The following is a 12,816-nucleotide window of genomic DNA, read 5'->3' as shown; positions in this document are numbered from 1 at the left end:
TTGTAATATATTACCATACCATTGAGAGAACGCCATCAAATTTTTCCTTCATAGAATCTATGGATAAAAAAAGAGGCTCCGCAGACCATCAACAAGTGGCTGCGGAGCTTTTTCACAACTAGACTATAAAACATCCTTCAGCTTGCTCCGGCTCTGAACATCCAGGGCTAGATAATCTCGGATTTCGCATCTTTTTCCATTGATATCCGTAAGAATGATTCGTTTATGACTTGGATACTGCATATGCTCGTGCAGGTTCCGCATAACGATCCGGGTCTGGCCCAGATTTGTTTGCAGCTCCCAAATCCACATATCCGCTTTTTGCTTAATAGAATCAATGCGGGTTACAACCGGGAGAAAATACCGCAGCCGGAGCTCTGTGTCCACTTCCACCCGACTTTCTTCATCGAGCTGATCAATGTCACGAATGACTCCGATCTCTTCACTCTTGGAGTTACGAACTGAAATATACTCCGTGGTATATTGGAATGGAAATATACGAAAAAGAATTAATTCCTCATAGACTTGACCCTCCACTACTCCTTGAAACACGCCACCTTGACTGCGGCTAAAAGAGATTGCACCCGGTTCAAGAATGTTAATCTCATAGGGATCTTTAGGATTCAATTCCCCGTTAACAAGATTCGGATCACTCATGCATCTCAACCCCCTTAATCTGCGACATTTCCTTCTGTGCCTCAACTAGCTTGAAGTAAGCACCTTCTGCTGCAAGCAATTCCTCATGTGTACCCACTTCAATGATCTTCCCGCGTTCAAGCACTACAAGCCGGTTCGCATTTCTTAGCGTGGATAATCGATGGGCAATCGCGAATGTCGTTCTGCCTTTTACCAGTCGCGAGATCGCTTCTTGAATTTGCCGCTCGGTCACTGTATCTACAGAAGCCGTTGCTTCATCTAGGATTAGAATTCGTGGATCGTGAATTATTGCTCGGGCAATAGACACTCGCTGCTTCTCTCCACCGGACAATTTATGGCCACGTTCTCCGACTCTGGTATCATAGCCATCCGGCAATTGAACGATAAAATCATGGGCATTGGCGATTTTTGCAGCACGCATGATTTCTAATTCCGTAGCGTCCGGTTTAGAATAGGCAATATTCTCAGCAATCGTTCCGTCAAATAGAAACGTCTCCTGCAGCACTACACCGATCTGACTACGCAGATCTGACTGGCTGATATTTCGGATGTCCACACCATCGATGGTAATGGTTCCCTCATCTGTGTCATAGAAGCGGCAGATCATATTAATGAACGTCGACTTACCAGCACCTGAATGTCCGACCAGACCAATCATCTCGCCCGCACCCACTTTTAAATTCACGTTCTTGAGCACAGGATGATGTTTTTCATATCCATAAGTAACCCGCTTAAACTCAACCTCACCATTTACGCGGCCGATGGCTGCTGGATTTACTGTATCAGGCACATCTGACGGTGTATCCATAATCTCAAAGACCCGATCTGCTGCTGAAATCGCATGGCTGGCCCAGTTGATCATTTGGCTCACCCACTGCAAAGGTCCGAGAAGCATCCCAAGGTAGGTCACCAAAGCGATTAGCGTACCGATGGATAATTGACCCTCTATCACCGTTTTTCCGCCATAAAACCAAATTAATAACGTACCCACACCAGCAACCAACGCAAAAGCAGGAAACATCCCCTGCCATAAACCTTCGATCCGAATATTATGCCGCACCAGCTCCTTATTGGCGACCGTATAACGTGACATCTCTGTTGTTTCCTGGCCGAATGCTTTGACTACACGAATCCCCTGCAAAGAATCGCCAACCAAAGCGTTTAATCTAAAAATAGATCTCCACTGCTGGTACCAACGTCTGCCAATCATCGGCCATAACACAGTCGACAGCACCACCATAAGCGGCATAGGCAGCATAGCAAGCAGCGTCAGCTTCCAATCCATACTGAACATAATAGTGAAAATAGCGATTACCCGCAGCGATTCACCCGAGACCCAGATTACACCGTCAGTCATAAATTGCCGCATCGCCTCTGAATCATTATTCACCCGTCCAATAAATTGCGAAGATTGTCTTCGGTCGAAAAAAGATAACGATAATTTCATCAAGGAATGATACACATCATGACGAAGATCACCCATGATTTTGGAACCAATCCATACCCCTATAAGTCCACGTACAGTCTGCATTAAAGTAATTACTAAGGACGTGGCCGCTAGCCCGATCACAATCCATAGAAGCGTTGAGCCCATATCCTTTTCTGTCAACACATTATCAACGATCATCTTCGTCAAAAAAGGTGGAACAAGCTCTACCAATGTAGTAAAAATCAACATAATCGCCGCAGCGATCATTTGGATCTTATAAGGCTTGGCGTAGCTCAGCATCCGAAATAGAACCTTGCCGTTACTCTTGCACACCGGACAAGCTTGCGAATCTTCCGGCAGTGGATTGCGGCATTTTGGACAATTCCTTGGAAACTCTTTTTCAGAAGCGGTTGGCCGTTCCTCTCCTTTAGCTACAGCGCCAATTAATTTAGCAGCAAAACCAAATATAGAGGTAAGTGATGCTGTATAACGTATAAGTATAATAGGCCCCTCTTGGGTATCCACAAGCAACGAGCCGCCGCCTACCCCGCCTACTACCCGGGCATCGGTAATATTCGAGACTAGAAGCTTTGAGACCAGTTTCCCGTCCGTCCCCCAAACGGAAACCTCCTTCTCAGTCAATACAAGCCACTGCTCACCGAATTGCCCATCCTTCATTAAATCAGATACAGAGTGAAATAAAGGTTGTTCTGTAAGCTGTATTTCTATAGACTTGGGAAGTTTATCAATAGATGTCATACATTTCTCCCCTTTCTTTACCCACCTATTTACTCACATATATTTACAGTGGTAAAGATGAAAAAATGATTATAATTGTTTTGTATGGTTATTTAAACAAATAAAAAGACACCTCAAAAGGTGTCTTTTTGTATTACTTCCTATGGTACTGGCTATACGCTTATTTCAAAGCTTTCCATACCCAGTTCTCTACTTCTGGCAAATCAATACCCTCTTCACGAATGAATTGGTGATGTTTCTTAACGATAGCATCCATTTCATCTGCGATCGCTTTATAGTCATTAGCATTAGGCAAGCTCAGAACAGCTTCCTTCGCCAAGTCAAAGCGGTCCATTTGATTCAATACGCGCATATCGAATGGTGTTGTGATATCGCCATTCTCGCGATATCCGTGTACGTGCAGGTTATGGTTATGGCGATCAAAGAACAAGTCTTTAATCAGGCCTTCATATCCGTGGAAAGCGAAGATAACTGGTTTATCTTTTGTGAAAAATTGATCAAACTCTTCGTCAGATAAGCCACGCGGATCTAATTTTTGACTTCTCAGTTTCAACAAGTCTACCACGTTAATATATCTAATCTTAAGGTTCGGCAGTTTTTCATGCAGGATAGAGATGGCAGCCAAGCTTTCGATAGTGGGTTCTGTACCTGCAGAAGCAAAGACAACATCAGGCTCTCCACCTTGATCGGTGCTTGCCCAGTCAATAATCTTCAGTCCTTTATCCACCAGCTCTTGTGCTTCATCCGCACTGAACCATTGTGGGCGAGGATGTTTGGAAGAAACAATCAAGTTAATTTTTTGACGGTCATTTAAGACGGTGTCAAAGACAGCCAGCAAGGAGTTGGCATCAGCCGGCAAATACTCACGGATAAATTCTGGTTTTTTATCAGCCAAGTGACCTAGCAAACCTGGATCTTGGTGAGTATAACCATTGTGGTCTTGTTGGAATACAGTTGAAGTTGCTACCACATTCAATGATGGAATATCCGCACGCCAGCTTTGATCTGTTGCTTTACGCAGCCATTTGAAATGCTGAGTAATCATCGAATCCACGACACGTAAGAAAGCTTCATAGCTTGCAAAGAAACCATGGCGACCTGTCAATACGTAACCTTCAAGCAAACCTTCCGCCTGATGTTCAGACAACTGGGAATCGATAACACGGCCATAAGAAGCTAGGAATTCATCATTCGGTTCAATCACTTGATCCAACCATTGACGTTTCGTTACTTCAAAGACAGGTCCCAGACGGTTGGACATTGTTTCATCCGGTCCGAAAATTCTGAAATTGCGGTTCTCTTCGTTCAGAGAGATAACATCTTTCATGTATTTACCCAGAACGGCCATATCTTGTGCTATTACTTCACCTGGTTTGGAATTATCAAGTGCGAACTTACGGAAATTCGGTAAGTTTAGATCTTTAATTTGGTTGCCAGCATTAGTAACTGGGTTCATTCCCATACGTCTGTCGCCAGTTGGCAGAATCTCAGCAAGTTCAGCGTTCAGTCGACCATTGTCATCAAATAATTCTTCTGGTCTATAGCTGTTCATCCACTCCAATAACGCTGGAGCATGTTTCATATTCTTTTGATCCACTGGAATCGGCACCTGATGGGCACGGAACGAGTTCTCATTCGGAACACCATCCCATTGCTTTGGACCCGTCCAGCCCTTAGGAGAACGGAAGACCAACATTGGCCAAACCGGACGCGTAAGGTCATTGTTGTCACGTGCATTCTTTTGAATCGCTTCAATTCTTTCAACGATGGTATCAAGCACCTTAGCCATTTCTGGATGCATTAGATCAGGATTTTCGCCTTCAACGAAGAACGGTTCCCAACCCATACCTTTAAAGTATGAAGTAATTTCTTCTTTGGATTGACGAGACAGAATCGTTGGGTTACTGATTTTGAAACCATTTAAGTGCAAGATCGGCAGAACTGCACCATCAGTAACTGGATTGATGAACCGGTTGGAGAACCATGAAGCTGCTAATGGGCCAGTTTCAGCCTCTCCATCACCAATAACAACAGCGGAGATTAAATCTGGATTATCCAGAATTGCACCTACACCGTGGGATAGAGAATAACCTAATTCGCCACCTTCGTGAATCGATCCAGGTGTTTCAGGGGCAGCATGGGAAGCAACTCCACCCGGGAAAGAGAATTGTTTGAACAATTTCTTCAGTCCTGGGATATCTTGTGTGATTTCCGGATAAATTTCAGTATAGCTACCATCGAGATAGGAGTTCGAAACCATGACCTGACCGCCATGACCAGGACCCTCGATATAGAACATATTCAAATCATATTTAGTAATGACCCGATTCAAATGGGCATAAATAAAGTTCTGGCCAGGAATAGTTCCCCAGTGTCCAATTGGCTTAATCTTTACGTCTGCTTCTTTCAACGGTTCTCTTAACAACGGATTATCTTTCAAATACAGTTGACCTACAGAGATGTAATTAGTTGCGCGCCAGTATGCATCAAGCTTCTCTAAATAAGTTTTTGATGAGTAATCAACATCCATGGATAATACCATTTCTTCCACTCCCCAAAATTTTTTCTGTGTCTGCATTGCCGTAATTTCTTCCACAAGTACATCATACCGCCGCGAAAAATTAATTCAACCTTTTCAACAAATGATACGGTCCAATTTTGTGAAAATATGAACATAGTATGAAAAACGGTGTCAATTGTCTGTAAAAATACGTCAATATTAATATATATGTAAAAATATGGTCTGTAGTTTGCAGGGATATTTGCTACTTGTCCTTCATCTATTTTGCACAAAATAAAAAAAAAAAGACCGAGAAAAATTCCCCAGTCTTACTTTTAATGAACGGACACAAAGGTATTAAATTTTAAGTATTTATAGTGGAAGCGCATATGGGAGAATTCAAATGGCGTGCCATTATCTAAAAAGAAAATCCCTTCCATAATGCTTACTGGCTCATTCGCCTGCAAATGCAGCAACTCTTGATCCGTAGCCTCAGAGGGTTCTGCGGATATCGATAAAAAGGATTTGGTTACCGCCAGATTTCGTGAATCCTCCAAATAATTAAAGATAGATCCTTCAATAATGGTCTGATTTAAATTCTGTACAATTTTGATTGGGATATAACCTGTTTCAATCATAAAGGGTTCATCATCAAAAAGACGCAAGCGAACGATTTTGTAAACAAAATCATGCGGGCCTAAAAACAGATCCCGTTGCAAATCTTCCGTTGGTGGAATGACCTCGAATTTCAAAACTTTAATCTTTGGCTTCTTCCCATTCATTTGAAAATTGTCGGTGACACCTAAATTAGAACCTTCGTAGTTAAAAATAGATTCATTTTTTATGTATAAAGGATTTATAAATGTCCCTGAGCCACGCTTTTTAAAAATAATGCCGGCATTTGCCATTTTAGTCAGAGCACTTTTAATAGAACTACGACTCACTTGATAAGTTTCACTAAGCGTTCGTTCATCCGGTAATTTCATGTCGGGAAACTGCCCAGCAAAAATTTTCATTTTTAAGTCATCAATAATTTGCTTGTAGACAAACTGTGTCATGAAGTACTCCTTTTCAGGTCGATACAAGTTTTATTTCAACCTTTACTATAACATAATAACCAGACGTTTATAATCTATCCGGCCAGCTTATTTACGTCGGCGATTTGTCATGCGATTGTACATCACTAAACCGGCAATGACCATGCCCAGCGTCCCCATACTACTTGCTGATTCAGCCTGCATACCAAACAAAATACACAGGTTAGTGACCAAGCTTTTTGTAAGTACAGCAACAATAATTAACATCAACGGGCGCCAAATGTTGTATCTTCTCATCCAGGCAACACTCCTAATCCAATTTTCTCAAACTATTGATCGATTTCATCTATTATATCACAAGATAGTAACCGCATTCATTTCCTATAACCGTAAAGGATTCGAAGCCGACGAGCATTTTTTACTTCCCCCTATCTTTTTCTGTATTCTAGCCTAGCGAAGCGACGTCTATGCGTCATATTCGGTTTCAACTCCTCAGCTCTTCCTATCCGTCAATTACGCCTTTATTCGACTTTTGGTCTGGACTTATCCATTTTCACGGATTATAATAACGAATGCACACCAAAAGACGAACATTAAGGCGGAAATCATGAGAAATTATATGCAAATATTCCTAGGCACTTCATTTTCTAGCCTATCCCCAAAAGAAATTCAAATTTTAAAGGACCATCTCTTCTGTATCAATTCGGATGGGATGATAGAAATGATTGTTGCACCGGAGCACCCCGACTATCAACCCTTGCTTGATGCTTATCAAGGTCAGGACAATTTTCATGTATTAGCTGAAGGCCAGTATTTTTTGCCCGGCTTTATCGACCTGCATGTACACGCGCCACAATGGGCTCAATCTGGAACTGCATTAGATATCCCGCTCTATGATTGGCTAAATACTTATACCTTCCCACTGGAGTCTAAATTCTCAGACCTGGCTTTTGCAAAAAAAGTCTACGATGACGTGGTTGGTACTTTGCTCGCAAACGGAACAACTACAGCACTTTATTTTGCAACGGTGCATAAAGAGGCCAGTTTATTATTAGCTAAAATATGTGCGGAAAAAGGGCAACGTGGACTCGTTGGAAAAGTGGTTATGGACGATCCGCAGGGAAATCCTGAGAATTACCGCGACTCCGACACCCACACCGCACTAGTGGATACGGAAGAATTTATACTAGCTGTACAAGAACTTGCTAAATCTACTAAACAAGGCGTTTATCCAGTAGTGACACCAAGATTCATTCCAAGCTGCACTAATGAGGCTTTACAAGGCTTGGGAGAACTAGCCGCTAAATATGATACGTATGTTCAATCGCACTGTAGTGAAAGTGATTGGGCGCACGGTTATGTGCAAGAACGGTTCCAGAAGAACGATGCTTTTGCCTTGCATGATTTTGGTCTGCTCAGTGATAAATCTGTCATGGCTCATTGTAATTTTTTAGATGAAGATGATGTGAATTTGTTTGCAGAGACAGGAACAGCTATTGCTCATTGTCCGATATCCAACGCGTATTTTGCCAATAGTGTCATTCCGATCGCTGACTTCCATGCCAAAGGCGTTGAGATTGGTTTAGGCTCTGATATTTCCGGAGGTTTTTCACCTAGTCTCTTCGATAACATTAGACAAGCCGTAATATCTTCAAGAATGCTGGAGGATGGTGTGAATCCCTCACTTTCTGCACAAAACCGCGGAGTACCCGGATCACGAATTACGATCCATGAATCCTTTTATCTTGCTACCGCTGGCGGCGGAGAAAGCTTAAGCTTACCTATCGGCCGGTTACTAGAAGGTTATGCATGGGATGTTCAAATAATCGATACGAAGGTACCCTCGGCGAAATTGCCAGTCTTTGATGAGAACGAGGATTTGCAAGATATTTTTCAAAAGATAATGTACCTGGCTAGACCTGAAAATATCCGTGAAGTCTGGGTACAAGGTGAAAAAGTTCATTCGCGTTAAAGATTAATTAAACTAGAAAACTTAAGGTGGGCATCGGAGTGAAAACACAAGCAAACGTACAAGAGCAAGCACATTTAGAATCACAGCTACTAACTGTTCTACCCGATGAAAAAGTTTCATTTAGTAAATCCGTCATTCTCGGCTTTCAACATGTATTGGCTATGGATGTCTATGTAGTGCCATTCCTTATTGCGATGTTAATCGGCTTACAGCCCAATCAGTCCAGCGCGTTAATCCAATCCACCTTTATTGCCGCAGGACTTGCAACGATTGTGCAAACCTATTTCTGTATGAAGCTGCCTATCGCTCAAGGTCCTTCTTATGTTCCGCTGGGTGCGATCGTCAGTATTTATGCAGCTAGTGGTGGCGGGGAGCTCGGTTGGAGCTCCGTGTTAGGGGCCAGCTTAATCGGGGCTATCCTGGTTATTATTTTGGGCTATGCGGGGATATTTAATAAAATCGTCAAAAACTTTATCCCGCCTATCGTAGGCGGCACAATCATTTTCATTGTAGGTCTTTCTTTATTGCCTGTTGCGATCAGAGATAATATCTACGGAGCCTCCGGCGCTTCAATTAATCAAAATGTATTATTAGCTCTTATTTCAGGCGCTACACTGCTTGTTTTTGTGGTTCTTGGTACTTTGTTCCGTAATAAAGGATCTATCTTCCGAATTCTTTCCGTAATGATGGCGTTAGTAGTTGGATGTATTTCGGCTAATATTATGGGCGTTTTAGATTTCTCAGCGATAAGCAACGCCAAGTGGTTTAGCATGCCGCGGATCGCTTTTGTTGATTTCGGCTTTTCCTTCAACTTTTCAGCTATTATCACCATGGTTATTATTTATATCGTGCTGCTTGCTGAAACAACAGGCACATGGTTTGCGGTCAGCAATGTAATCAATCAACCTTTGACAGACAAAAATATTAACCGCGGGGTAATTGGAGAAGGGATTGGCTGTCTTATTGCTTCTGTGCTCGGTTCGACGCCTGTTACAGGTTATTCAACTAATGCAGGGATCATCTCCATCACAGGTGTTGCCAGCCGCCGGGTCTTCCTCGCTGTAGGAGGATGGTTTGTCCTCTTTGGTTGTTCTGGTAAACTCGCTGCTTTGATCTCTTCCATTCCATCCGCTGTAATCGGCGGCGTCTTCGCCATCATCTGCGGCATCATCGCAATTAATGGTGTGCAAGTAATGAAGAATGTAACCATCGGCGAAAAAGAAATGTACATTATTGCCTTACCTATGATCATCACCTTGGCGTTGGTACTCATTCCTGGTGACTACTTGAACTCTTTACCTACATTCGTGCAGTATTTATTAGGCTCACCTATCCTAGCTGCTTCATTGGCAGCGATCTTATTGAATAAATTATTGCCTAGTGGAAAATAGAACATAAAAAAGAGCAGCCCCTAAAGGAATCGATAGATCTCCTTTGGGGGCTGTCTTTTTTTTAAAATAACATCCCATATTGGCCCCTGTCCCCTGCCTATTTCCACCCTTAAAGGCGTTTGACTAGACCAGGCTAAAGTCCCTGAATATATTGTTATTATTTATCCTATTTAAGGGCTTTTATTAATTGGTGGGGGTGATCATTCTGGCTATCCGTTACAGCATCATAATTCCAACCTATAACCGACTTCAGCAGCTGCTACTTACACTCACTTCATTCGAGACACAGACCTATCCGAAGGATCGGTTCGAGGTAATCGTTGCAGATGACGGTTCTACAGATGGTACTAAAGAAATGGTCGAAAGCTTTCAAACTTCTTATCCGCTTATTTATGTCGCTCAACAGGAACAACGCGGCCGTTCTGCCGTAAGAAATCTGGGGCTGAGTCAGGCAAAAGGGAAATACGTCATCTTCTGCGATGCTGATTTTCTGGTATTCCCTGAATTCATTAGGATCGTAAACCAGTATCACCGTAAATATCCTAAGTCCATAATTTCAGGTATTCCACACTCTTGGGATGACGCCTATACCCACTACTACCCAGACTTTTCTCCTGAAGAAAAAGAACATTGCCGCAATACACTTTCGCCTTCTAACTTATGGAATCCTGACTTCGAATCAGCGACTGAAATCATCCCATTAATCACACCCAATGATATCCTACAGCAGACGGAGACATTATCAAAAGTCACCTTTCCCTCAAGAGTTCCTCCAAATACCAAAAAGCAATTTGCCAGCACAGATGTAGCTCCTTGGATGTTACTCGTCACACGTTGTGTGTCCATAAGACGCAGCCAATTAACTCGTGCTGGAGGTTTTAATGAACAGTTTATTCTCTATGGACTCGAAGATTGGGATCTTGGGTATCGACTGCATCGATTAAAAATCCCCTTTCACAGCATCAAAGAAGTTGTCGGAGTTCACCAAGAACATCCAACCCACTTCAGAGGAAATCTCTTAAATATTGAGAATCTAAAAATCATGTTCAAAAGCTACGGGTTCAATGACTCCTCCCTAAATCTGTTCGCCCTTGTTCCTCCAAACGAAGACCTGGAGAAATACAAACATACTATACGGGTCTTGCGCAGAGGATACCGAACGAAGTCAACACGTTCATCAGCAATATTAATGAGAAGGACGTTACGGATTGCCGCCAAACAACTCTATGAACCCAATGATACCGCCGTATACCAAGAATCGTTAAGACGGATAAGTGTAAAAGTAAAGAGAAGAAAAAGCCGGGTTGCCCGTGTTTTGCGAGAGATTTTGGTGAAGGCTGAAAAGCTGGGAGAATAATACCTAAAAATACATTAAACCGGGCATCAAATGATGTCCGGTTTTCACTTATTTTCTCAATTTGTTGGGTAGCGGAATATGCCTAATCGACTCAATGGGATGATAGAGCAGCATCCACGGACCCGAAAAACGCATAACCCCTTTAATTCTTTGGCGATAATCCGGTTTGTAACAATGAACAGGACATTTGGCACAAGCTGTTTTCTCTTCACCAAACTTACAATAGGCTAACCTCTTCCGCGCATACTCATTTAATTCCTGACATTCCTCACAAAAGCCTTTATGATGGTGTTTTTTCTTACAATATATACGAATCATTTTGGTAACAAGCTCTTGTTCTTTTTGAATTTTAGGACCCTCATTTAACTGACGGTTTACCTTTGTTATCATATATGAACCCCCTTGTAACTTGTACAATAAGATCTCATGTAATTATAAAGGGTAAACCAACTGTGAAACCAGCCTTAACACTGAACCTCCTTAATTCCCTCACATACTGGGGTTGAAAGGCGATAATTGTATAAATCAAATTTTTTAAAAAAACTTGTAACGTTTATAGCTTTTTACGGATATATAACTTGAGGAGGTGAATGGATGCAGGACAACGAGCGATTATACAGGGAATATTCAACCCAAGTATATAAATTCGTATTTAGCTTTTGTCATAATCACTTGCTGGCAGAAGAAATCACCCAAGAAACTTTTTATAGAGCTATAAAATCGATAGATAAATACGATGGGACCTGCAAAGTATACGTATGGCTTTGTCAGATTGCTAAACATGTGTGGTATCAAGAGCTGGACAAGCAGCGCAAGCGGAAGTCTGAGGAATTAGAAGACGCTCCTTTGGCTAACGCAAATTCAACAGAATCCCAGTTGATTTTTGCTCAGGACAAAATGGATTTATTTAAACAACTTCATTTACTTGATCCAAATACCAAAGAAGTATTATATCTGCGTCTGACGGGAGAATTCAGTTTTCGGGAAATTGGCGAAATTCTTGGAAGAGATGAGACCTGGGCAAGAGTTACTTTTTACCGTGGAAAACAAAAATTAATGAAAGGAAGATCTTCATGAAATGCGAGATCATTCAGGATTTATTACCTTCCTATATTGAAAAGCTAACCTCTGTACATAGTAACGAAGAAATTGAAAAACACCTGCAATCCTGTGAAAGCTGCCTTCAATCCTATAATGAAATGACCGCCACAGCAAATCTAAGCGTGCCTATGATTGATAAAGAAGAAGTAAACAAACTCAATTATTTTAAAAAAGTGAAAAAAAAGAATATAAAAACTCTCATTTTTTCCGCCTTATCGGTACTCATACTTGCTACAGCCCTTATTGGACTTTTTGTTATCGGTTTCCCTGTATCCTCTAAAGATGTAGTCATAGATTATCAGAAGACAAAGGACCGTTTGGAAGTTCATCTAACTTTGGAAAATGGCAAGGACCTCGTGTTCTCAGGAAAAACCAAATTTATCCGCGATGAGAATAATAATGTAATCGGTTCTGAAACCAGGTATACGCCTAGAGGTTTACTTCATAATCCCTTTGATGATGTAGGCAAAAAAGTTATGTTGGGGACGGAGATTCATACCGATCTAGATTTTCCAAACAAGTTTATTCTTGAATTCAAAGATAAAACTATGACGTTTGTTAATGGTGTTTTAGTGGAGTAGACATTGCGCTAAAATAAAAAAAGACACCTTTT

Annotated in this window: 11 protein-coding genes; 5 read left to right on the top strand and 6 right to left on the bottom strand. The window is 41.7% G+C overall.

Annotated elements, in window-relative coordinates:
• Positions 1-123: 123 nt before the first annotated feature.
• The 5 genes from MKZ09_RS01130 to MKZ09_RS01110 all read right to left on the bottom strand — a co-directional run bounded on the left by MKZ09_RS01130 (position 124) and on the right by MKZ09_RS01110 (position 6,679).
• Positions 124-657, bottom strand: a complete 534-nt coding sequence (locus MKZ09_RS01130; RefSeq protein ID WP_051491493.1) for a DUF1854 domain-containing protein — start codon at positions 655-657, stop codon at positions 124-126.
• Positions 650-2,845: an ABC transporter ATP-binding protein gene (locus MKZ09_RS01125; protein ID WP_076206070.1), complete on the bottom strand. Its 2,196-nt coding sequence runs from the start codon at positions 2,843-2,845 to the stop codon at positions 650-652. The genes MKZ09_RS01130 and MKZ09_RS01125 overlap by 8 nt, the downstream gene beginning before the upstream one ends.
• 160 nt (positions 2,846-3,005) lie before the next feature.
• Positions 3,006-5,423 (bottom strand): phosphoketolase family protein, encoded by a 2,418-nt coding sequence (locus tag MKZ09_RS01120; protein WP_445323448.1) that lies wholly within the window; start codon positions 5,421-5,423, stop codon positions 3,006-3,008.
• Positions 5,424-5,680: 257 nt separating this feature from the next.
• Positions 5,681-6,403: a GntR family transcriptional regulator gene (locus MKZ09_RS01115; RefSeq protein WP_076206068.1), complete on the bottom strand. Its 723-nt coding sequence runs from the start codon at positions 6,401-6,403 to the stop codon at positions 5,681-5,683.
• 87 nt (positions 6,404-6,490) lie between these two features.
• Positions 6,491-6,679 carry a hypothetical protein gene (locus MKZ09_RS01110; protein ID WP_036687195.1) on the bottom strand — a complete coding sequence of 63 codons (189 nt, stop codon included), beginning with the start codon at positions 6,677-6,679 and terminating at the stop codon, positions 6,491-6,493.
• A 310-nt stretch (positions 6,680-6,989) separates the two neighbouring features.
• On the opposite strand from MKZ09_RS01110, the gene guaD reads away from it, so the two are divergent.
• From guaD to MKZ09_RS01095, 3 genes are all read left to right on the top strand, one after another.
• A complete protein-coding gene (gene guaD / locus MKZ09_RS01105; RefSeq protein WP_076206067.1) occupies positions 6,990-8,354 on the top strand; it encodes a guanine deaminase in 1,365 nt (454 codons plus the stop codon).
• Positions 8,355-8,392: 38 nt separating this feature from the next.
• Positions 8,393-9,745 (top strand): uracil-xanthine permease family protein, encoded by a 1,353-nt coding sequence (locus MKZ09_RS01100; RefSeq protein ID WP_076206065.1) that lies wholly within the window; start codon positions 8,393-8,395, stop codon positions 9,743-9,745.
• A 205-nt stretch (positions 9,746-9,950) separates the two neighbouring features.
• Positions 9,951-11,102 carry a glycosyltransferase gene (locus MKZ09_RS01095; RefSeq protein WP_076206129.1) on the top strand — a complete coding sequence of 384 codons (1,152 nt, stop codon included), beginning with the start codon at positions 9,951-9,953 and terminating at the stop codon, positions 11,100-11,102.
• 48 nt (positions 11,103-11,150) lie between these two features.
• Here MKZ09_RS01095 and MKZ09_RS01090 read toward each other — a convergent pair whose 3' ends face one another.
• The gene (locus MKZ09_RS01090; RefSeq protein WP_076135311.1) at positions 11,151-11,492 is read right to left on the bottom strand and encodes a nitrous oxide-stimulated promoter family protein; all 342 of its coding nucleotides are present in this window, start codon (positions 11,490-11,492) and stop codon (positions 11,151-11,153) included.
• Between the two features lie 204 nt (positions 11,493-11,696).
• On the opposite strand from MKZ09_RS01090, the gene MKZ09_RS01085 reads away from it, so the two are divergent.
• The gene (locus MKZ09_RS01085; RefSeq protein WP_076206063.1) at positions 11,697-12,179 is read left to right on the top strand and encodes an RNA polymerase sigma factor; all 483 of its coding nucleotides are present in this window, start codon (positions 11,697-11,699) and stop codon (positions 12,177-12,179) included.
• Positions 12,176-12,784, top strand: coding sequence for a zf-HC2 domain-containing protein (locus MKZ09_RS01080; RefSeq protein WP_076206061.1), 609 nt, complete (start codon positions 12,176-12,178; stop codon positions 12,782-12,784). Before MKZ09_RS01085 ends, MKZ09_RS01080 begins: the two co-directional genes overlap by 4 nt.
• Positions 12,785-12,816 lie beyond the last annotated feature (32 nt).

The sequence above is a fragment of the Paenibacillus sp. FSL R5-0908 genome (assembly GCF_038006245.1).
Lineage (GTDB): Bacteria > Bacillota > Bacilli > Paenibacillales > Paenibacillaceae > Paenibacillus_AQ > Paenibacillus_AQ odorifer.
The sequence above is the reverse complement of the archived record's forward strand: the minus strand, read 5'-3'. Positions and strand labels throughout refer to the sequence as shown.